Genomic DNA, 20,394 nt, shown 5'->3' with positions numbered 1-20,394 from the left:
TCGAAAATAAGCCGATCTATGATCGGCTTATTTATTCTTCAATCTTCCATTTTCCTTAAGAGCCTTGTGAATGATCCATTCGATCTGACCGTTGGTTGAGCGAAACTCATCCGCTGCCCATTTTTCAAGGGCCTTCATAGTGTCTTCGTTTAGACGTAGTGCAAAGGGTTTTTTCTTAGCCATCTAGTCCCCAGTTTTCTTTCAATCGCCTCACTGCTTGCTTCATCTTTTCTGGTTTTTGTGTTCCAATCAATAATCGTTTATCATTTTTTAGCAGTAGCTGCAATCCTTGGTTCCCGGCTACATTCATTGCTCTACCCGATCGAAATCGGAATCGATAGCCCCAACCACCATATTCGGTAATCGGTTTGTATTTCCGAATGTAGATTTCCTTCACATCCGCTTTGCCAAGCTTTTTTTCCTTGTTTACAAAAGGAGGATATCGATAGTAAAGATGATCCTGATCGATGGAAACATAAAGTTTAGAGGTGTAGAGTAAAACAACCACGCCTCCGGTAACGATCGCTGATAACACAAGGCCAATGATACCTTCTGAATCTTTGGTAAACATTAAGCCTATAGCTGTTCCTCCTACAGATAGAAGGGTGATGCCTATCACTAAATACCACATCCAGGTACCGACAAAACTTTGTTCTTCTTTGAAAAGTAGTTTCCCTTTCATAGTATTTGGTTTTTAACGCTCTCTTTCTAGTAAAGCAGTTATTGATCCATGATCACTGGAAATACAATTAACTTTCCAGCCCTGACTTGTACTTTCATTCAGCCGCTTTTCAAACTTATCAATCTTCTCAAAAGTTTTTTGCTTAAGAAATTTGTAGTTGTTCATTGCTCTAATGATTAAGTGTCCCGGAATTTACAACTGGCGCCACATCTTTATCTGCACACAGCACGACCATAAGGTTACTGACCATTGCAGCTTTACGTTCTTCATCCAACTCAATGACTTCCTTCTCCTTGAGCTGTTCCAAAGCCATTTCGACCATGCTCACAGCTCCTTCTACAATTTTGTGTCTTGCAGCGACGATAGCAGTCGCTTGCTGCCTTCTGAGCATCGCACTGGCAATTTCTTGTGCATAGGCAAGGTATCCGATTCGAGCCTCCAATATCTCTATGCCGGCAATAGCTAAACGTTCATCCAGCTCTTTCTCCAGGTCTTCATTTACTTCTTTGATGCCGGATCGTAAGGTTACATCCGCTTGCTCATCATCAAAGTTGTCGTACGGGTAGCTACCTGCCAGCTTTCTTACCGCGGCATCTGTTTGAACACGTACAAAGTTTTCATAATCATCTACTTCAAAAGCTGCCGCGAACGTATCCTTTACTCGCCATACAAGAATTACAGAGATCATGATTGGGTTACCTATGCTGTCATTCACTTTGATTCGCTCACTGTCAAAATTTCTTGCCCGCAAGCTTATTCTCTTCTTTACATAAAAAGGATTGACCCAGTAAAAACCATTTTCCCGCACGGTTCCAATGTACTTGCCAAACAGTACGAGGACACGTGAACCGTTTGGATTCACATAAAAGAAACCCGGCATCATAATCAACCATGGCAGTAGTAGTAGCAACCAAATGGGTTGCTGCGTAGTGGATACCATAGTAATAAACGTCCCCAGTAATGTGAAATTGACAAATAAAGCCAGGTAGCCTGACGCTGGGGTATGATTTTTTTCTTGTGCTTGCATAGTCGTTGATTTTAAAGTTTTTCAATGAATTTCAATATTCCGGAAATAAGCCCTTCACTTAGTGGCAAATCGGGATTGTTATAGGTTGCTGCATTTGCAGCCAGGTCATCTGCAGGAGCATCTTTCAGTACATGGTTCATTCCCTGGATGATGAGTAATTCTCCGTCAGGAAAGGCTTCTTTCAATTGATAGGCTTGATCAATGTCTATTTGAAGATCTGTAGTTCCGTTAATGATTAGAACTGGTATGTCAAGCTTTGTTATTTCTTGGGCGGGCGCATAAGCAATGTAAGATTTTAAAAATGGCTGAATGGCAGGCCCAAATATCGATATCAGATATGGATTGAATTGGTTTACTGTGTACCCGGCTTTTATAGAATCAATGTTGATCTTTGCGTCTTCAGCCAGCATTGGAGATTGTGCGCCTAGCTGGCGAACAATTGCATTTCCCGCATCTTCGGCCAGTCCGGCTAGCGAAACAAAACCTTTCACATTTTCATTGTCTTGAGCAGCAAGCATGCCTACGAGTGAGCCCTGACTATGACCGGCAATGACAATTTCTGTGTAACCTTCATTTGAAAGTAAATCGATCCAGCTTTTGGCATCATCAATAAAATCATTGAAACGAATGCTTGTTGGATCCGCAACTGCTGTCTTGCTTTCCGCAATACCTCTTTTATCGTAGCGCAATACTGCATAGCCACCTTCCGTCAGCTCTTGAGCTACCATTTTGAGAGAATTGTTATTTAAACCCAAAGCACTGTTTCCATTTCTATCTGTAGGACCGGAGCCTGAGATTAAAAGGACAGCTGTATTAGTTTTTTTGTCAGGTATGCTTAGTGTGCCTCGCAGTTCGTCGACTTGCACTTCCTTCTCTGTAAAGGACTGACTGTACAAAGCGATCGAAAGAAAAAGCGCAAGAAGTGATAAAATCGTTTTCATTTATAGTTTACTTGAGTGATATTAAAATGATATCATAGTAATATACGTCAATATTTTTAGAATGGTTGCACTCAGGATTTTTTTGGTTCTTTTGCAGCATGGAACAAAACGCTGCGAACTGGAAGGATTATCATCACCAGATTTATCAGATATATCATGGTATTATCGCCATTACACTTATTCCTTTTGCGTTGCTCTTTTTGGAATGGGATTCGGGAAACAAAGAAGGTACGATCGAAGGACTCGTATTCATTTTGCTTACTCAGCTTCTATGGGTGGTTGGATACCTCAGTTGGTACGCCTGGAAGGGAAAGAAGGTGCAGTATAGTCTGAAGGATCAGATGTCTATAAATCAGAAAATGGGTGAGTTCAAGAAACGTAATTTGATGAAATATGGCCTTTTGGCAGCTGGTGGGATGGTAGCAGCCGGAGCTATGTGGATCGCTCCATCCTTCTTATTTGTTGTTGCCTATTTTGGTGTTCTGGTACAATATTCATTTCTGAGACCATCAGAAGATAAGTTCGTTAGAGACATGAGATTGACAAAAGAAGAACGAATGTCACTCCATGAGGAGACATAAAAAAAGCGTCACCAAATGATGACGCTCTCGCTGATGCTAAATGATATGTTTACTTAGAGCGTGATACCAAAACTAATGGCACTCAAGCTGGCATTTTCACCATCTGCATTTATTGGACCTCTGTTGGATGAGAATACATCGTTCAAGTCGTAGTTAGCAAATAGTTCTACACCTTTCCATCCAATCTGTGCTCTGAGACCATATCTGAAGTTTTCCAGAAAGAAGTTGTCACTTTCCTTATCCTTATCTCTATCGCCATCTTCTTTGAATTTGAATTTGGTATGGCTGCCAATTCTATACCCGGCATATGCTCCAACGCCAAATCGGAATCCTTTTCTAGAGTATCTTTTAATTCTAAGTCCTCCTGATTCTATACTGGTGATCTTTCTTCTGCCTCTGGAAAAATCAAACATTGGAACAAGCGTCGCATTGATATAAGATGCAGTAAGCTTACTCTTTTGGCCGTTTTGTGCTGGAGGGGCAAGATTGAATTCTATTTCGTTGGCTCCTTCCTGGATGATGTAGTCTGGATCTTCTAGCTTCCAGTTATACCAGTTGATGCCTACTCCCCATTCCAAAAAGAGTGGACCTCCAACCCAGGTTCTGTTAGTACTATTCAGACCTACATACCAAGAGCCAAATGATTTGATCGAATATGGTGAGTTACCTTCAGGAAAACTCCCATCTTCCAACCAATTGTTAAGGCCTATATCGATATTAAAGTGATGTGTCGTTTTATCTACTCTTTCTGCTTCGTAGGTAACTTTTTTTCGATCTTCCCAATCATCTTCGTCCCAGCGCTCCATTTCATCTGGATCTACGTCTACTTCTACTCCTCCAAGTTTTATTCGTACTTCATCGTCGTTGATTCTCCAGTCTTTCATTTCTACCTCATCATCTTCATTCACATAGGCCTTTCCATCCTGGATTTCCATGTATTCTACGCTATCCGAAAGCTGAGCATTCAGATCTTTGACCATCTGATTGATGTCATAGTTTTCTAGAGAAGCAAGATCTTCCCTGCTCTTGGTTATGATTACAATCTTGCTGTTGTTATTCAACTCTATGATTACAGTATCCTGTTTTGCTCCCACCGGATCTGTTATTGCGGCAGTTGCAGGAAATATCAATATGATTGCCAAAAGGGCTAATAATGACTTCATCCTTCTATATTTTTTAGTTGTCGTTTTCATGTTCTTAGTCTTTTATAATGAGCTTCTGTCCTTTTTATTTTTCAATCCACCATTAAGCAGATTGTCTTTTGCTGTTTTGATGTCAGCCAACATATCTCCCGGGTCTATTTTTTCCGTAAAAGCGATGAATTTCTTCAACACTCCGGTGGAATCATTTTTTTGTACATCTTCTTTCGTGCTTTTTCCAGCCGATGCGATATAGGTTATTTTCACCGCTCTGAAAGTAGGTTTCTCTACTTCGTCTTTTACTTCTTCAAGTATTACCGGCTCTTCCAGTTCAACTTCAGCAACCGCATGGCTTGCGTTCAGTTCTTCAATTTCAGGAGCGACATCTTTTATGATGTCTGACTTTTCATCTTTTGTTTCATTCACAGCAAACTGTGGTTCTTGAATAACCTGATTTTGCGTTTTCTGAACTGGCTGAGGTAAACTTTTGACTTTGTCCTCTTCCTGAGTTTTTATCACGGGCAGTTCGAAACTTGGTAATTCTTGATTTACCGGGTAGTTAACCTCGGAGGCCACCGTCGTTAATGTCGGTTCTGTAGCTTCTGGCCATACCATCCATGAGATGAACAGTAGCGAAACCGAAGCTGCTACCCAGTAGACAATGGGAGTTTTCTTAGGCCGAATTTGTTTTTCAACCTGAGACCAGCCTTTGGCGGAAGGTGTAACTTCCAGCTGACCTAGTTTTTCCCTAAATAACCGATCAATGTTTTGTTGATCCATTTGTAATCTTATTTTCAAATTCGTTTTCCAATTCTGCCAGTCGGGTTTGTAACCATTTTCTGGCTCTGCTCAGCTGAGATTTAGAGGTATTTTCGCTGATATCCAGCTGCTCTGCAATCTCTGCATGACTATATCCCTCTATTGCATAGAGGTTGAAGACGGTCCTGTATCCTACAGGTAGTTCTCCTATCAGTTTAAGAAGATCTTCTTTGTCAAGAGCATCTTCCATGACACTCAGGTTTGGGTTATCAGATGCGCTTTCAATGTCTGTTTGCAATGACATATTTCTATTCTTTCGAATGTACATCAGGCAATCATTGACAATGATCCTACGCACCCAGCCTTCAAAGCTTCCTTCGCTTTTAAACTGATCCATTTTTTCAAAAACCTTTACGATACCTCCAATCATCACATGTTCTGCTTCTTCACGGTCCTTTATGTATCGGAGGCACACTCCCAACATTTTGGGAGCCAAGCGGTCATACAAGCCACGCTGTGAGGAAGCCTTGCCCTTACGGCAGCCTTCCAGCAGTTCTTCTTCGGTTAGTGACTTATTTATTCGCAGCATGGTTTTGACCTTCATGGGGTAGATGCAGCTATAAAGCTAATGGTTGCGTGGGGTGAAATTATTTAAAACAAAAAAAGTCGGCAAAAAGCCGACTTTCTATTTATTTCTAATTGTTCAATGATTTAATCGTCGTGATGGGCATGGTGCCTGTGAAACCTGTTTTGTCTTTTCAGAAGAAACTGCCACATGCTTCGCCACATATCATCAAACGCATAATGGATTATATTTTTGAAATTGAGCCAATTGTCTCTTTTCTTCTTTTCCATGGGTTTTGATTATAGCTGATGGTATTCCAAATGTACACTTTTCAACGAAAAAATAATATTTCAGGTTGTTAAGATTGAAATAACTAAGAATTATGAAATATTATTCTTTGAATAATTCTATACCCAATATTTACCGTATAAAAAAAAGAGGGGCCAGATAACAACCTGAAACCCCTCTGTTAAGTATGAAGAGGAATACAAGAATAGAGCTGAGCCCTTTTTGATAATTGTAAAAAAGGCTGAAACCATCTAACTGTAAAAAAGAAGATTTTTCCCACGAATGAGGGTTGTTAGCTTTAATGCTTGTTTAAATAATAACTACTACCACTCAAAGTGAATTGGATAATGATTGCAATAGGTTTAACCTTAGTTGGTATTGCGCTTATATGGTATACAAAATATCGACCTAAAAAATCATTTGAAGATGATAGTGAGAAAGATGAGGAGGAATTGAATAAAATATTCAACAAAACCATTGACCTCATTACCACCGAGAAATACTTTCTCAATAAGAGTCTTAAGCTATCTGATCTTGCCAGTGAGCTTTCGTATAATGAAAGGCAACTATCACGATCTATTAACAAGCACAGTAACGGAAACTTCAATAAGTTCATCAACTCTTTTAGAATTGAACATTCTAAGGAACTACTTATAGGGGGTAATTTTGATCATTACACAATAGAAGCGATTGCTGATGAAAGTGGATTTTCCAACAAAGTTTCTTTTTACAATGCCTTTAAAAGTGAGACTGGAATGTCTCCAACTCAATTTCGAGCGCTAAAACAGTCTAAATAGCGAAAACCCTGTCTCTTTTTTTTAAAAATATATAAAATCGTGATCCTTTATATAAAGAATCACGATTCTTAACATATGTAGCTGAAAATCAATAAGTAGTGGGGTCCTTAAATACGTTTTGGTTGAAACGACTATCACCAATATGTATACTCAATTAGGACTAACTGAAAAGATTGCTATTGTAGATAAAATTCTACGAATAGAATCAATGCGACAAAATTCATCAAAGATTCTGGTGCCTGATAATATGGCTGAGATTTTTATCCCGCTAGGGTCTGATATAACGATTAAATGTATGGGAAGTGTTAGGTCACTACTTCTCAAAGAGGGCAAAGGGTACTTTTGCATGCCGAGAAGGCGAGGAGCAATGCTATCGATGGAGCAAAACTCTGACTTACTAATAGTTAAAATAAATCCTATCTATGCCAATAAGATCGCTAAGGAGCTGAAAGAGCTTTCAAACGGCATATTTGCTATTGATTTAGGTCAAGGTCATAAAAGAGACCTTATGAGTGCATGGGAAGGAGAAAACACCTATGCAGCAAGTGATGTGGTTGAGGATATTTTAGATACCTCTATAGACTTCTACAATTACAATGAAACAATACTGAACTCTGTGGATCAAATAAGAGCATCTTGTGGAAAAACCTCTGTCAAGGATATTTACCTGGCTCTAAACGTAAGCAAATCCAAGCTGGAGCAGCATTTCAATAGAGAGGTGGGTCTTACACCGAAAGAGTTTTGCAAGATTGAAAAGATCAATTGTTTCATTAATTCTTATTTGGAAGATCCCAGCCAAAGCTTAACCGAATTGACCTACCTGTGTGGTTATTATGATCAATCACATTTGATCAAGGATTTTAAGTACTTCTTGAATACAAGCCCTAAAAAATTCTTTGCCTCAGTATGAGCTTAGGGTTGCTAACTTGTTACCTTATTAATTTGACGAGTATGAAAAGGATCTGGATCATTGTATTTTTATTGATTGTCTATGGCTGTGCCTCTCAGAAAAACCAATCGACTTATGCAATTAATTATTCATCGTTTGCGTGCATGGGAAGCTGTCCAGTTTATAAGGTAAAAATTGACAGCTTAAGAAATCTGAACTTTGAAGGAATAGAGAATGTTGAAGTTGGCTTACAACGTTTCAAATTGAATAGGGAGGAATTTAGAAAAGTGCAGAATATTGTAAATGAGATTGCTGCTAAGAGTAATTCTGACACAATAAATGTCAGTGCGATAGATTCTGGAGGTAAAGAGTTGGAGGTATTGATTGATGGTGAGAAGATTGTATTTACTATGGAAAATGATAAACCCCGAATGGAAAAATTGAATTCAATTATAGATGAAATCCTATCCGCCCGGGGTTTAATCAATTAGTTAGTATCGAAAGCGATGATTTTGATCACATCCTCTTCTTTGGTGTATTTCAGCCTATTGGACTTGATATACTTATTGGTTTTTTCCTGATTTGTTAGCAATGGCTGTATCTCTTTCTTTTTAAGGTTGATCTCACTTAGAATAAGATTCGAATCTGTGATGAAGTATTGGGTCTGAGTCACAAATCTTTTTCGACGTTCAGCGGTGTTGTAACCTGGCTGTGCATCTTCTACAATGGTTGTTTTAGAAAATTTGTAAAACCTATCAGGAATAAGCTCCTGATACCAGACATTGTCAATTGAAATCATTTCCACACCGAATACTTCAGGTCTTTTTCTATCAAAGCCAAGTTTTAGGATGCCGTCCATTCTTAGCTCAATGATTTCTCCGGTTTCGCGTTCCATTTCAAACGATTCTTTGTATAAGTTGTATCTCATGAATACCCCTTTGAATGTCTTCTCCGGGTAGGTTATATATCCCTCAGTAAATTCGTCAATCAAATAAGGAGAGCCCTCTGCTAGGCCTCTGATATCATTTTCCTTAATAATCTGACCTTGTAATGTTTGAATGTTTGAGATTTGTGCGCTTGTTTTGAAAAAGGAGAATGAAACAAGTAATGCTGCTAGAAATTTCATATATTATTTTTTTATAAAAGTCATTTTTTTATTTCCTCCGTCTGGTGTTGTTAAGACCAAGTGATATACACCAGAATCTAGAGTTTGAGTTGTTATTTGATCACTTGTAAAACCCTTCAATATGATTTTACCATTAGCGTCTAAAATTTGATAGGTATCAGATTTATTGAATCCATTGATATGTAAATATTCTGAAACCGGGTTTGGATAAATAAAAATGGGATCATCTTTCTTTACAGATAAAGGAACCTCTGTAGAAATGCTGAAGTTTTTTATCGCCCATCCCCAACCTACATTGGCACTGTTTGTGAACAAATGAAATCGTAGTTTGACTATTGAATTATCTTGAAAAAATTCATTTAGTTTAAAAGCATGTGCCTCATAAAGAGAGGAATTTGCTTCAGCAAGCGAATTGCCATTTACTATATTTTCGTTGTACTTATCAAGCCATGTGCTTGTATATGAAGCATCATATCCACTCAATGTAATCCACGTATTCCCGCCATCGGCAGAACCTTCCAATGAGATATAATCGGCAAATGCACCAGTGCCAAACTGGCTGCCGGCCAAACCGGGTTCAATTAATGCAATGTCTTCATATTCTAAAACTAATGTTTGCTGGCCAAGCACAATATCACCAAGGAAGTTTAGATAGTAATCGGTCTGATCTGTTCCTTCGACATAAGGATGTGCTGAGTGATACCCAAGTGAATTAAAGCCAGTAGGCTGTTCGACAGTAAATATATCGTCAGGATCGAATGTCCGACCACCATCTAAATCAAAATCTACCTCATAGCTCTCTGTAATTATATCGATTACCAGAATTTCATAGAATCCTACTTCGGGCAAGACTGAAACATTTAAATTCGATGAATTGTCTTGTGCGTTTATTCTGTATTCTACTATATCTCCAAATTCAAGTTGAGTTATATCAAGGGGTAATGTGATCGACTCTGAATCAATATCCAAGGTCTCAATAGCACCACCATTCACTCTGTATTCAACTTGGGCAGACGCTATACCGATGTTGTCTGAAACTGCTATGTTAAACTCCGGGAATACATCGTTTCCAAATTTTCTGAAAGTTGTAACTGGTTCATGTACTATCATAGGAGAAATGTTGTCAGGGCCAATAGCAAATGAAAATTCATCACCATTTATTGATCTCCCGTATTCGTCCTCTATACTGAAAAAGTAGGATATTGAAGAAGCACCTGGATTTGCAATTTCGATGTTGTATTCATCAGTATTCCCTGTTACATTCATCGCGACCGAAATAAGGCTACCACCGTCTATACTATAGTTAAGCATCACATTGCTATATCCCATATCACTGTCTATATCCGTAACAAAAGAAAGATTGGAAGCTTCATCTTCGGTATCTCCGATTGCTGTGTGATTGAAGAAAGCATATTCCCATCCCATGTCTATCATAATTCCATACAATACATCACCTGGATCATGAATGGCCTCCGCCTGTCCTATTTGTGGAGTCATCAGAGAGTTTGGATCGCCTGCAGGATAGGTAGATTCGTCTAGGTGCGAAATGCTGGACCCTGGATTATAAGGGCTTGGAGAAAAAATTGGGGGGAAAAAGGCACCATTTCTTGCCTTTGCTATTTCACTGTTGAATGTAACATTGCCTGACGTGGTAACTTGATAAATAGCTGATTGACTATCATATATGTTACGATCAATGATTAAATTATTTCCTGAGTATAAGTATGTATCATAAATTCTTGGGAATCCGGTAAACAGACTATGATCTGCTATCTGAGTAGCAACATTAGAACCAAAGCTGCCAGCAATACCTAATCCATGACCAATCTCATGTAGCACGACTGAAACCAAATCATATTCCCCAGCTGAGGGATTTCCATCTAAGCCGTAATACCAATCAATACCACTACTGAATCTGGCATTGATATCTGGAGCGAATGTAGAATTTAAGTCTCTTCTTGCTAGTTTTTCTGCAAGTGCAATGGGATAATCAATATTTTGCAAGGGTGCTCCTGCAAAATTTCTAGCAGAGCCATTTGAGCCTGCAGAGCCTAAAACACCAGGACCTAATAACTCCCAGTTGGCAGTTATACGAATTGTTACATCACTGCTAAGAATACTTGACCAAATATCTACTGCATGCTGGAAGGCAGCCTTGGCCTCATCGGTAAAACCCACATATTCGACTTCAAATGTGCTTGTTTGAGTTGTTGACAGAGGTGCGGTTGCATGTCTGTGCCTGTTTAATACCCCAACTCTTGTGTTTTCTACTTTAGACGAAGCATAGCAGATTATCTCTGGATGAAATTCTTGCGAATAACTAATGAGTGTGATTGCTATTGCAATCAGGGAGAATAGAACTTTCATGATGAAAATTTTAAATGACAAACAAAATAGGGAGCACCGAGATGCTCCCTATAAACTTTAGTTTGATATAAATCAAGGAATTGGAGTTAGGACTGTTGTGCCTTGATCTCCGAAGGCGTTTGTCCAACTTAGAGTTATTACCCCACTTCCATCTACAGATCCTGTCATTGCAAATGGATTATTTGGTGCATAAATGTCCAACCATGATCCACTTAGATCTCCACATACATCTGTAAGTGGGTTTGACTCACCTGCAGAATATCCGTAGCAAGGCACATACCAAGCATCGTACAATCCAGCAAAGCTGTTCGATATTGTATAAACACCAACACCTGATCCCTCAGTGATAGTAACCGTAGAGTAAGCCAGATTTGTAATGACAGTATTGCCATTTCCTGCTACGCATCCGTCTGTTGACGAACCGGAAGAAACTGCACTGTAGTCACCAGCTAAGTTTGACTCACACGTAATTGCGAGACTCTTAGTTGTTTGTGCAAAATTACCAGCCACTTTAATATCAGTTGACGTGAGATTAACTACCAAGTTAATGTTATCACTTATGCTAAAGTTGTCTGACAATACATTGAAGTAGATGTATCCACTACTTGCGTTAGCAGGGATGGTAAGCGTACCTCCCGTGGTAACAAAGTCAATGTGAACACCTTCTATTGCTTGATTGGCAGTTGCATCTAGTTCAAAGTTAACATCAGTTGCTGTTGATCTCTGAGGTCCGATTAATTGCACCTCGAGTGAATCTAGATCATTGTCCCCAGTCGCTGCTTCTTCCAAATAAAGGCCTGTTGCAGTTGTTCTTGCAAAAGCGACTTGATCTGGACCACTATATATGCCATCGGAAAATTCTTCACAAGAAAAAACCAAGAGGGCGATTGAAAATATTGTTAATAATTTTTTCATTTTTCTAAATTTTAGTTGTCACCATATCCAGGATTGTTCACCAAATTAGGATTCACATCCAGCTCTGCTTGTTGGATAGCTGCTACTACTCTATAATCTGAATATGGAATAGTACACACCACACAATCATCCACAGGATTTCCTTTGGTGATATCAAGTCCACGTCTTTTCAAATCAAAGAATCTATGGCCTTCAAATGCCAACTCAATTCTTCTTTCGTCGAGAATATCCTGGATCAGGGCTGCTCCAGAACTTGTCGCATTTGGTAATCCAGCGCGGTTTCTGATCGCATTTAGGTCAGCAAGAGCAGCTGCTTCATTACCTCCTCCTAGCTCTGCCAGTGCTTCAGCTCTGTTCAAGTAAACTTCCGAAAGTCGAATGATAGGAATGTTATCCTCGCCGATGGAACCACCGTAGCTATTGAACTTCAATGTGTTTTCTACAAGTTGTCCATTCCTAAGTGTTGTTTGAATGGAATCTCTCCTTACATCACCGGCTTCAAATGCATCTAGTAAATTTTGACGAACAATGGCATCTCCGTATCCAGAACCATCCGGGCTAAGGACATACAAAACTGCAATCGAGTTGTTGTTTCCTAAAGACTCATTTATGGTAATTCTAAGGCTAAATAATGCTTCAGAATCATTTGTGAATATGTCGAAATAATTAGCCTGTGGCGTCAATGTCAAACCAGACTCGTTGATAGCCTCAGTAGCTAAGTCAGCAGCATCTTGCCATTCCTGTAGGTACAGATGTACTCTCGAAAGCAAAGCTTTGGCTGCGACTTGGCTTCCTCTAAAGGGCTGACCCGAATTTCCTAACAAAGCAATTGCCTGAGTTAAATCAGCTTTTGACTGATTGTAAACCTCGTTTATAGTAGCTCTTGCAGGGAATGCATCCTCATCCAAACCATCGAATGGAGTCAGCAGAATTGGAGCGCCTAAGTCAAAATTGTTTATTAAGAAATTTGGATTCCTTCCATAAACTCTCGCAAGATCGAAATATACCAAGCCTCGAAGAAAATATGACTCTCCTCTAAACTGATCAATTTGTCCCTGCGATAAACCTGGCGTGCTTTCAATATTTGCAAGCATAAGATTTACCCTATTGATCACATCGTAGCAAGCGGTCCAAAATGCCTGATCTCCAATGTGAGACCTTTCATCATTTGTGCTTTCTCCGAGTAATCTACCGCTATTGTTAAGCGAAATTTTGGCATTATCTGCCAACAATTCTGGTGCGATAATCATATCGCGACCATAATAGGCTTGTGCAAACATTCCTGTGTACCCGCCTAACATTACTGCACTTGCTGTTTCAGGTGTAGAAAAAGCAAGTTCTTCTGATATGCTTTGCTCTGGTTGCACATCTAGCCAGTCCTCGCAAGAGGAAAAACTAATTGACGCTACTAAAGCAACTAAGATTATTTTATATTTTTTCATTTCAATTAGTATTTAGATTAAAAACCAATTTGTGCTCCAAAAGTGTAAGTCCTCGCCTGAGGAACTACCCCAAACCCTGTACCTGTAACCTCAGGATCATACCCTTGGAATTCAGTCATAGTCCAAAGGTTTACACCAGTAGCATAGATTCGAACTCTGTTTAATCCAATTTTAGAAACTAAATCACTTGGTAGGCTATAGCCAAAAAGTACTTCTTTCAGTCTCAGATAATCACCTCTTTCAAGGAATCGGGTGTTATTTGTACCATTGGCATCTCCAGCTCCATTCGCATATGCCTGAGCTCCAACCAGTGGGATTACATTAGGTACTAGATCGCCCGGCTGCTCCCAAGAGTTGAAGTTTTCCCTTAAGAGACCTCTGGATCCACCAGAGTTACCAGCGTCCAACATGTACGCTCTCTGTGTATTTCTCACAAGGTTGCCCACTTGGAATTGGAACAATATGCTTAGCTCAAATCCTTTGTATGAGAAGCTGTTTGTGATACCTCCGAAGTAATCTGGAAGTGCCGATCCTACTACATTTCGAGTGTTACCTGAGGCATTTTGATAAGTGATTTCACCATTCTCATCATACCACATTGGACGACCATCTGCAGGATTTACACCAGCCCAACCTTGTAAATAGAATGCATTCATTTCCTGACCTACAATGTAAGTCTGGCCTGAATTTGCAATTACAAGTGTATCAGAATCAGCAAGCTCTAACACTTCACTATCTTGAAATGAAATATTGAAATTGGTTGTCCATGTGAAATCCCCTGTAGACATGTTCGTTGAGTTCAATTCAATCTCAATTCCACTGTTTCTGATTTTACCTACGTTACTAGTAATGGTGTTAAATCCATTGGTTCTTGGGATTGGAGAGTTCAACAGTAGATCATTGGTGTCTCTGATGTAGTAATCAATTGACCCCCTGAATCTTCCATCAAGAATTCCGAAATCCAAACCAAAGTTTGTGAACACATTCGTTTCCCATTGCAATAATGGGTTAGCAATGTTGGTAGGAACCAGTGAAGAACCTCCCTGATATGAAGAGCCAGGGCCAACCAAGCCTAAGGAAGCAAAGTTTCCAATCAAGTGGTTTCCTGTTTCACCATAACTCGCTCGTATTTTTAAGTCATTGACAATACTCACATTGTCCATAAATGACTCTGATGAAAGTCTCCATGCTACTGATGCAGCTGGAAAAACACCAAATACGTTACCTCCACCAAACCGTGAAGATCCATCTCTTCTTATGGTAAATGATGCAATGTATTTGTCATCATAGATATACCCCAATCGAGTGAACATACCGGCAAGTTTCCATTCAGTATCTGTTCCATTTACTCCTAGTGGAGTAGCAGCATTAGCTATAGTGGAAAGTAGACCATTCGAAAATCCAGATCCTGCAGCATATAATAGTGTCTGGCGATCGTATCGATAATCGATACCTATCAAACCTGAAATTGAGTGCTTATCAATATCTCTATTATAAGAAATAGTATGGTTTGTCTGAAGTGACTGGTCAGTTACATGTGTACTCTGATTCAATCCGCCAAATGCTCTACCATCGTTAGTGTTCGGGTGCCAGTAATCGATTTCTCGGCCAGCTCTGTTTTCTACACTACCAGAAGATCTCACAATCAAGTTGTCGATTGGCTCATATTCCACGTATAATCTTGCTACAACAGTGTTTGTTACAGCATTATTAATACTTAGGTCATTCCATCTAACAAAGTTTGAACCATTAGCAGAAACCAAGTTGTCATTGTAAGTTCCATCTGGGTTAAACGGAGACTCAGCTGGCACACCAGCAGGTCCTGAGAAGACTGGACTCACAAAGAAACCACCCTCTGAAGGCTGATTCTGAACCACATTTGAAAGTGAAATATTTGCACCTGCTTTGATTTTATCAGTCAGCTTGGTGTCAATATTTGTACGCAATGTGAATCTTTCGAAATTAGTACGAATCACATGCGCTTCAGTCTTATTATATGCGCCTGACACGAAGAATGTGGTATTTTCATTGCCACCCCTTGCAGACAGCTCATAGTTTTTGAAATTACCTCTCCTGAATGCAAGATCTTGCCAATCAGTGTTCATTGCATCGCTTGCTTCGCCCCATTGTGTTTGGAAAGCTGCAAGCTGAGGAGAACCTTCTCCGAACGTGTTAACGTATGCTTGTCTGTGGAATCCCACCCATTCAGGACCGGTCATTACATCAAACCTTTTCAGGTCTTCCATAACTCCCGTAGAAACATTCAATTCAAACTGTGCTTTTCCCTCTTTCCCTCTTTTAGTGGTAATAATTACAACGCCATTGGCAGCTTGAGCTCCGTAAATTGCAGAAGCAGCTGCATCCTTAAGTACATCAATAGATTCAATGTCATTTGGATTAAGAGCAGCTAAGCCATTAGTAGTTGAAACAAGCTGAGCATCATTCGTACCTGCAGAGATCATTACCCCGTCTACTATATAGAGCGGTTGACTACCAGCATTGATACTACCGTCTCCTCGAATTCGGACATTTACAGCTCCACCTGGGATACCCGATGTTCCAGTTACCTGTACACCTGCTGTCTTCCCTTGTAAAACTCTGTCAATTGATAAGGATGGAACATTTTCAATCTGCTCCTTCTTGAGAGAGGCGACAGATCCGGATAGATCTCTCTTGTCCTGAACACCATAACCAGTCACTACTACTTCTTGTAGTTCAGTAATACCGCCTAGGGTAACATCAATGGTGGTCCTGGTGCCAGCAGCTATTTCCTGGGATTCAAAACCCACATAGCTGAAAGTGAGAACATCAGCATCATTGACTTGTAACCGATAGTTGCCATCAATATCTGTCGTAACTCCTGTAGTGGTGCCTTTTATCACCACATTCACTCCGGGTAAACCTTCACCTTCATCGTCGGTGACTTTACCGGATACCGTCCTCTGGGCATGGATTTGAGCCATCGCCAAGAGACACAAAATCAATGAAAAGAAAAACTTTTTCATAAGCATGATTTGTTTGTTAAAAAATGATTTTAAACCTGTAAGAGTAGCTTTGAAAAAGTCTAAATAATTGTAAAAAAAAAGCCCTCAAACCATAAGGGATTTGAGGGTTACACTAGTTTTTAAGTCTATTTTACAATTTTTGATAAATACTTCTAATTAAAGAAGTCAAAAAAGCTTCGGCGCTTTTCTAGCTTTAAATCCTGAAGTATTGAGGACTTGACACGGATGGAAAGAAAGTACGATTGAAACCTGCCAAACGGCACCCAATCAAAGTTCATAGTCCAGCAATGAAGATCGCGTGCAACACCAACTCGTGTCGTTGTGAAATCTTTCGCTTCAAAGTCATATCCTGAGTTGAAAGTAATTTGAGTTTTATCAGTGAGACCTAGCGTGCCGCTAAATTGGAAACTTTGACGAATTGCGGCTTCCTCGAATCCTCTCTTTGTTCTATTGATAGAGTATTGCATTCGTAAGGACCATGGAACTTTGAAGTCCACATACAACTCTGGATTATTTTGAATGTGATTTATTTGATCTCGTTCTAGATCTGAGTAACCATCAAAACCGACTTGTTCGTCTGGTGCTTCGAGTCCAGTATTTCCAAAATCGTTATTATTTCCAGGTGAATTGGTGTTGTTACGGTTGGATGATCCGCTAGGGGAAAGATTTATGCCTATGGCTGTATTTAGGCTGGACAGACGACCCAGGCCGTTCCCATTACTCCATGTAAATCTATCTAGCCTGCGTTGGCTTACAACTCGCTCTCCACGTGAATTTGTACTTTCCGATAGAAGCAAGTATTCATAAGGATCAAGAGTTCCTGTAACGTTCAGGCTGATTTTACCGTCAAAAAAACTGGTTCTTGCATTGAGATTGATGTTACTCAATTTGAATGAATCTGCGGCGAGGTTATACCCTGAACTTATACCGAGGTTATCAAATAATTTTACTTTTGTGAAGCCATTCACAGTGTCTTTTTTGCTTGCCACTTTCATCTCAATATTATTGGAAAGCGAGAATCCTATCGTTTTACTTTCCCCTCCCGGTGGTGATCCATAGGCGAAACCTTCATATTTACTCACACGCTGTGTGTTGCCCAATGAGTCTATTTGGATTTCACTGTATACACCATATTTGGTATCCGAGAAGTCCGGACTGTAGCTAAATGAAACACTAGGTGTCATCACATGTCGAATAGCCTGAATTTTACCCTTGTTGAAGAAGACCGTTCCGTACATTCGGGTGTTTAAAGAGGCACCAGTTGACCAACTTCCTGCTCTGCTGAATCCACTTACAGTATCTACTTGCACACCATTTTCTTCAGGAATGTATTCATATTGAAGCTCTTTGGTATACCAAAGTTCCTGATAGTTAAATGTTGGGTTTAACGTGAAATATTTCAGCACACTCATTGAAGTAGATATTGGAACAGCGTGCTTAAATCCAAACTGTGAACGCCTAAAGATTTCATCAAAATTTGAGCTATTGAAAGTGATTACAGAATCTGATCTGCTACTTCTATTCACTACATTGAAATTGAAATTTCTTACCCGATCATTTGAGAGTTCATTCTTGGCCACCAGATTGTGACTGAAATTGAGCTTTGAAAGTGGGGATTTGCTGGTTTTCACAACATTTTTGAATGGATAGATTCGATTCATGTTTACAGTCAGGTCAGGTAAAGTGAGGTTTACGATACCAGACTGTAAGTTTTGGCTATGTCTCAGGTTACTAGACATATTGAAAGGAGTACCGGCGAAGGTCTTTCGATAGCTGATGCTAGAGGCAAGTTGAGAATTAATACTACGATCAAAATCCTGTACAACCAGATTATTATTTTGAGTATACGTCCGTGTTGCAGCGTTTACTGAGGCAGAGAAAGATGAATTGCCTTTAGATTCGGGTGTGTGATTCCATCTCACACTATAATCATTGGTTTCGATTGGATTTTCAATATCGTCAGTTACCGAATTTGCGTAAGAAAAATTGAAGGTTCCTCTAAAGGAATAGCGCTTAAAGTAGTTGGATACTGCATTTACACCACTACCACCTTTTGAATAAATATCACCTGTTAGTCGCAGGTCTACATAGTCACTTATTGCAAAGTAATATCCTCCATTTCGTAGAAAAAACCCCCTGCGCTGCTCTTCACCGTATGAGGGAACGATAATACCTGAAGATTTTTCGTTTGGCTGTGGAAACATACCAAAAGGAAAAAATATAGGTGTTGGCACATCTCTAAACCTCATATTAAATGGACCGGAGACAACCTTATTATTTGGTATAACCTTCAATTTGGATGATTGAATTGAGAAATGTGGATCTTCCAGATTGCACGTGGTATAAGCTGCACCTCTAATGAATAGCTCGTCATCGGCGTTTTTCTTCACGTCCTCTCCATGCATGAATCCACCCTGCTTTTCGGTTATTACCCCTTTAATTAATGCTCGCTCTGTTTTGAAGTTATAGACAATGTCATCTGTGACATAAGTATCTGGACCTTCTGTGAAAACTGGTTTTCCGATTTTTCTACCGGTAGAGTCAGTTACATATTTTGCCTTGAGCGTTCGTTTAGTCCAGTCTACATCTGTTCGTTCCGCATCAAGAGCTACTCGTCCATAATCTATGTGCGTATCTCCGTAAAGGAAGAGCTCTCTGCTTTTTACATTGAAGAAGAGTGAATCTTTCGCATTGTAATTGATAGTGGTTTGTATGTCACTTTGATTAGTAGGCTTTTGCTGAGTATTGGTAGTATCAGTTTTTGTAGTATCTGATGGAAGCACTGTGGCGAGACTGTCACCTATTGAAATATCCTCCTCAGCCTGCGTATAGACAGAGTCTGCTTCCTGTGACTGGGCCCAGAAAGAAAAAATCAAACAGAAAAGTACTATGAGACACCTCAATCCAACTCGCTTTTTTGAAAATGAACAATGACCAAACTATCTTTGAGATGTTTAATTATTGACACAATTGGCAGATTATTTGCAATAAAAAGCAAAGGAAAATAACTGCCATGGCCAATTTTTCTAAATTTTGCGTAAAAGTATTTCATTTTAGACAATAAAGGGAGTGAGAAATCTAGTTCTACCCATCGGATTGACATTATTTTTAGTTTTAGCATCATTTCACCCGGTTGGTAAAAAGAACTTTGCGGTGACTAAGATTGTCATAGACGCGGGTCACGGAGGAAAAGACCCAGGTACGCTCGGCTCTTACACCAAAGAAAAGGATGTTGCCCTTCAAGTCGCTCTTAAAGTTGGGGAGTATGTCAATAAATACATTTCTGATATCGAAATTGTCTACACCCGTAAAGATGATACGTTCATAGAACTTGAAAAAAGATCTGAAATGGCCAATAATCATAGTGCTGACTTGTTTGTTTCGATCCATGCAAACTCCTTACCAAAAACAACTTCGCTTACGAGGAAGCAGAAGATCAAAGGATCAGAAGTTTATGTTATGGGAGCTCAAAATACCGATCGAGCGCTAGAGGTTGCCCAAAGAGAAAATTCGGTAATCCTCCTCGAAGAAGACTATCAAAAGAATTATGATTTTGATCCACAATCTGAAGAATCATACATCCTTTACAACCTCACACAATCTGCATATCAGGACAACAGCCTGATGCTTGCCAGTTTGATAGATGATCAGCTAAAAAACAGGGCAGGAAGAAGGAGCTACGGAGTAAAACAATCGAGCTTATACGTCATGTGGAGCACAGCTATGCCGAGTGTGTTAGTGGAAATTGGCTACCTTTCCAATCCGGTCGAAGAGAAGGAATTAAATAACCCTGAAGTTCAGTCTTATATTGCCTCAGGAATTTACCGTGCCATTAAAGAATACAAGGAAGCATTTGATGCCCAGAATTAAA

The 20,394-nt window shown here is 39.6% G+C and carries 19 protein-coding genes; 5 read left to right on the top strand and 14 right to left on the bottom strand.

Annotated elements, in window-relative coordinates:
- Positions 1–27: 27 nt before the first annotated feature.
- From ACL8WY_RS06175 to ACL8WY_RS06155, 5 genes are read right to left on the bottom strand one after another with little or no spacing between them, the layout of a single operon-like run.
- Positions 28–183 (bottom strand): Arc family DNA binding domain-containing protein, encoded by a 156-nt coding sequence (locus ACL8WY_RS06175; protein WP_436517552.1) that lies wholly within the window; start codon positions 181–183, stop codon positions 28–30.
- Entirely contained in the window at positions 176–682 is a 507-nt protein-coding gene (locus ACL8WY_RS06170) for a hypothetical protein (RefSeq protein WP_436517551.1), read from the bottom strand. The genes ACL8WY_RS06175 and ACL8WY_RS06170 overlap by 8 nt, the downstream gene beginning before the upstream one ends.
- 12 nt (positions 683–694) lie before the next feature.
- Entirely contained in the window at positions 695–847 is a 153-nt protein-coding gene (locus ACL8WY_RS06165; RefSeq protein WP_436517550.1) for a hypothetical protein, read from the bottom strand.
- A 4-nt stretch (positions 848–851) separates the two neighbouring features.
- Entirely contained in the window at positions 852–1,709 is an 858-nt protein-coding gene (locus tag ACL8WY_RS06160; protein WP_436517549.1) for an SPFH domain-containing protein, read from the bottom strand.
- A gap of 11 nt (positions 1,710–1,720) precedes the next feature.
- Positions 1,721–2,650: an alpha/beta hydrolase gene (locus ACL8WY_RS06155; protein ID WP_436517548.1), complete on the bottom strand. Its 930-nt coding sequence runs from the start codon at positions 2,648–2,650 to the stop codon at positions 1,721–1,723.
- Positions 2,651–2,748: 98 nt separating this feature from the next.
- On the opposite strand from ACL8WY_RS06155, the gene ACL8WY_RS06150 reads away from it, so the two are divergent.
- Positions 2,749–3,231: a hypothetical protein gene (locus ACL8WY_RS06150; RefSeq protein WP_436517547.1), complete on the top strand. Its 483-nt coding sequence runs from the start codon at positions 2,749–2,751 to the stop codon at positions 3,229–3,231.
- A 53-nt stretch (positions 3,232–3,284) separates the two neighbouring features.
- Here ACL8WY_RS06150 and ACL8WY_RS06145 read toward each other — a convergent pair whose 3' ends face one another.
- From ACL8WY_RS06145 to ACL8WY_RS06135, 3 genes are read right to left on the bottom strand one after another with little or no spacing between them, the layout of a single operon-like run.
- Complete coding sequence (locus ACL8WY_RS06145; RefSeq protein WP_436517546.1) at positions 3,285–4,394, bottom strand: hypothetical protein; 1,110 nt, start codon at positions 4,392–4,394, stop codon at positions 3,285–3,287.
- Positions 4,395–4,436: 42 nt separating this feature from the next.
- Positions 4,437–5,150: a hypothetical protein gene (locus ACL8WY_RS06140; protein WP_436517545.1), complete on the bottom strand. Its 714-nt coding sequence runs from the start codon at positions 5,148–5,150 to the stop codon at positions 4,437–4,439.
- Complete coding sequence (locus ACL8WY_RS06135) at positions 5,131–5,718, bottom strand: RNA polymerase sigma factor (RefSeq protein ID WP_436517544.1); 588 nt, start codon at positions 5,716–5,718, stop codon at positions 5,131–5,133. The genes ACL8WY_RS06140 and ACL8WY_RS06135 overlap by 20 nt, the downstream gene beginning before the upstream one ends.
- Before the next feature lie 611 nt (positions 5,719–6,329).
- Between ACL8WY_RS06135 and ACL8WY_RS06130 the strand changes: the two genes are divergently transcribed.
- The 3 genes from ACL8WY_RS06130 (at position 6,330) to ACL8WY_RS06120 (ending at position 8,159) form a co-directional block, all read left to right on the top strand.
- Complete coding sequence (locus tag ACL8WY_RS06130) at positions 6,330–6,779, top strand: helix-turn-helix domain-containing protein (RefSeq protein ID WP_436517543.1); 450 nt, start codon at positions 6,330–6,332, stop codon at positions 6,777–6,779.
- 142 nt (positions 6,780–6,921) lie between these two features.
- Positions 6,922–7,689 carry a helix-turn-helix domain-containing protein gene (locus ACL8WY_RS06125; RefSeq protein WP_436517542.1) on the top strand — a complete coding sequence of 256 codons (768 nt, stop codon included), beginning with the start codon at positions 6,922–6,924 and terminating at the stop codon, positions 7,687–7,689.
- A gap of 41 nt (positions 7,690–7,730) precedes the next feature.
- A complete protein-coding gene (locus tag ACL8WY_RS06120) occupies positions 7,731–8,159 on the top strand; it encodes a DUF6438 domain-containing protein (RefSeq protein ID WP_436517541.1) in 429 nt (142 codons plus the stop codon).
- Here the strand turns inward: ACL8WY_RS06120 and ACL8WY_RS06115 are convergent.
- The 6 genes from ACL8WY_RS06115 to ACL8WY_RS06090 form a co-directional block, all read right to left on the bottom strand.
- The gene (locus ACL8WY_RS06115; RefSeq protein WP_436517540.1) at positions 8,156–8,794 is read right to left on the bottom strand and encodes a hypothetical protein; all 639 of its coding nucleotides are present in this window, start codon (positions 8,792–8,794) and stop codon (positions 8,156–8,158) included. The two genes, ACL8WY_RS06120 and ACL8WY_RS06115, sit on opposite strands and share 4 nt — an antisense overlap.
- 3 nt (positions 8,795–8,797) lie before the next feature.
- Positions 8,798–11,161: a T9SS type A sorting domain-containing protein gene (locus ACL8WY_RS06110; protein WP_436517539.1), complete on the bottom strand. Its 2,364-nt coding sequence runs from the start codon at positions 11,159–11,161 to the stop codon at positions 8,798–8,800.
- Between the two features lie 72 nt (positions 11,162–11,233).
- Positions 11,234–12,076 carry a hypothetical protein gene (locus tag ACL8WY_RS06105; RefSeq protein WP_436517538.1) on the bottom strand — a complete coding sequence of 281 codons (843 nt, stop codon included), beginning with the start codon at positions 12,074–12,076 and terminating at the stop codon, positions 11,234–11,236.
- A gap of 11 nt (positions 12,077–12,087) precedes the next feature.
- Positions 12,088–13,518, bottom strand: a complete 1,431-nt coding sequence (locus ACL8WY_RS06100; RefSeq protein ID WP_436517537.1) for a RagB/SusD family nutrient uptake outer membrane protein — start codon at positions 13,516–13,518, stop codon at positions 12,088–12,090.
- A 17-nt stretch (positions 13,519–13,535) separates the two neighbouring features.
- Positions 13,536–16,523, bottom strand: coding sequence for a SusC/RagA family TonB-linked outer membrane protein (locus tag ACL8WY_RS06095; RefSeq protein ID WP_436517536.1), 2,988 nt, complete (start codon positions 16,521–16,523; stop codon positions 13,536–13,538).
- Between the two features lie 152 nt (positions 16,524–16,675).
- Positions 16,676–19,426: a putative LPS assembly protein LptD gene (locus tag ACL8WY_RS06090; RefSeq protein WP_436517535.1), complete on the bottom strand. Its 2,751-nt coding sequence runs from the start codon at positions 19,424–19,426 to the stop codon at positions 16,676–16,678.
- Positions 19,427–19,592: 166 nt separating this feature from the next.
- On the opposite strand from ACL8WY_RS06090, the gene ACL8WY_RS06085 reads away from it, so the two are divergent.
- Positions 19,593–20,393: an N-acetylmuramoyl-L-alanine amidase family protein gene (locus tag ACL8WY_RS06085; protein ID WP_436517534.1), complete on the top strand. Its 801-nt coding sequence runs from the start codon at positions 19,593–19,595 to the stop codon at positions 20,391–20,393.
- The last annotated feature ends 1 nt before the right edge of the window (position 20,394 follow it).

Source organism: Ekhidna algicida (assembly GCF_051379705.1).
Taxonomy (GTDB): Bacteria; Bacteroidota; Bacteroidia; order Cytophagales; family Cyclobacteriaceae; genus Ekhidna.
Note: the sequence above shows the minus strand (reverse complement) of the source record. Positions and strands in the feature narration are given on the sequence as shown.

Bases quoted from the DNA above. Each gene is read 5' to 3' on its own strand.
- ACL8WY_RS06145 (WP_436517546.1), bottom strand. From the start codon at position 4,394: ATGAAGTCATTATTAGCCCTTTTGGCAATCATATTGATATTTCCTGCA.
- ACL8WY_RS06120 (WP_436517541.1), top strand. From the start codon at position 7,731: ATGAAAAGGATCTGGATCATTGTATTTTTATTGATTGTCTATGGCTGT.
- ACL8WY_RS06115 (WP_436517540.1), bottom strand. From the start codon at position 8,794: ATGAAATTTCTAGCAGCATTACTTGTTTCATTCTCCTTTTTCAAAACA.
- ACL8WY_RS06160 (WP_436517549.1), bottom strand. From the start codon at position 1,709: ATGCAAGCACAAGAAAAAAATCATACCCCAGCGTCAGGCTACCTGGCT.
- ACL8WY_RS06170 (WP_436517551.1), bottom strand. From the start codon at position 682: ATGAAAGGGAAACTACTTTTCAAAGAAGAACAAAGTTTTGTCGGTACC.
- ACL8WY_RS06130 (WP_436517543.1), top strand. From the start codon at position 6,330: ATGATTGCAATAGGTTTAACCTTAGTTGGTATTGCGCTTATATGGTAT.
- ACL8WY_RS06105 (WP_436517538.1), bottom strand. From the start codon at position 12,076: ATGAAAAAATTATTAACAATATTTTCAATCGCCCTCTTGGTTTTTTCT.
- ACL8WY_RS06110 (WP_436517539.1), bottom strand. From the start codon at position 11,161: ATGAAAGTTCTATTCTCCCTGATTGCAATAGCAATCACACTCATTAGT.
- ACL8WY_RS06165 (WP_436517550.1), bottom strand. From the start codon at position 847: ATGAACAACTACAAATTTCTTAAGCAAAAAACTTTTGAGAAGATTGAT.
- ACL8WY_RS06100 (WP_436517537.1), bottom strand. From the start codon at position 13,518: ATGAAAAAATATAAAATAATCTTAGTTGCTTTAGTAGCGTCAATTAGT.
- ACL8WY_RS06140 (WP_436517545.1), bottom strand. From the start codon at position 5,150: ATGGATCAACAAAACATTGATCGGTTATTTAGGGAAAAACTAGGTCAG.
- ACL8WY_RS06155 (WP_436517548.1), bottom strand. From the start codon at position 2,650: ATGAAAACGATTTTATCACTTCTTGCGCTTTTTCTTTCGATCGCTTTG.
- ACL8WY_RS06150 (WP_436517547.1), top strand. From the start codon at position 2,749: ATGGAACAAAACGCTGCGAACTGGAAGGATTATCATCACCAGATTTAT.
- ACL8WY_RS06175 (WP_436517552.1), bottom strand. From the start codon at position 183: ATGGCTAAGAAAAAACCCTTTGCACTACGTCTAAACGAAGACACTATG.
- ACL8WY_RS06135 (WP_436517544.1), bottom strand. From the start codon at position 5,718: ATGCTGCGAATAAATAAGTCACTAACCGAAGAAGAACTGCTGGAAGGC.
- ACL8WY_RS06125 (WP_436517542.1), top strand. From the start codon at position 6,922: ATGTATACTCAATTAGGACTAACTGAAAAGATTGCTATTGTAGATAAA.
- ACL8WY_RS06095 (WP_436517536.1), bottom strand. From the start codon at position 16,523: ATGAAAAAGTTTTTCTTTTCATTGATTTTGTGTCTCTTGGCGATGGCT.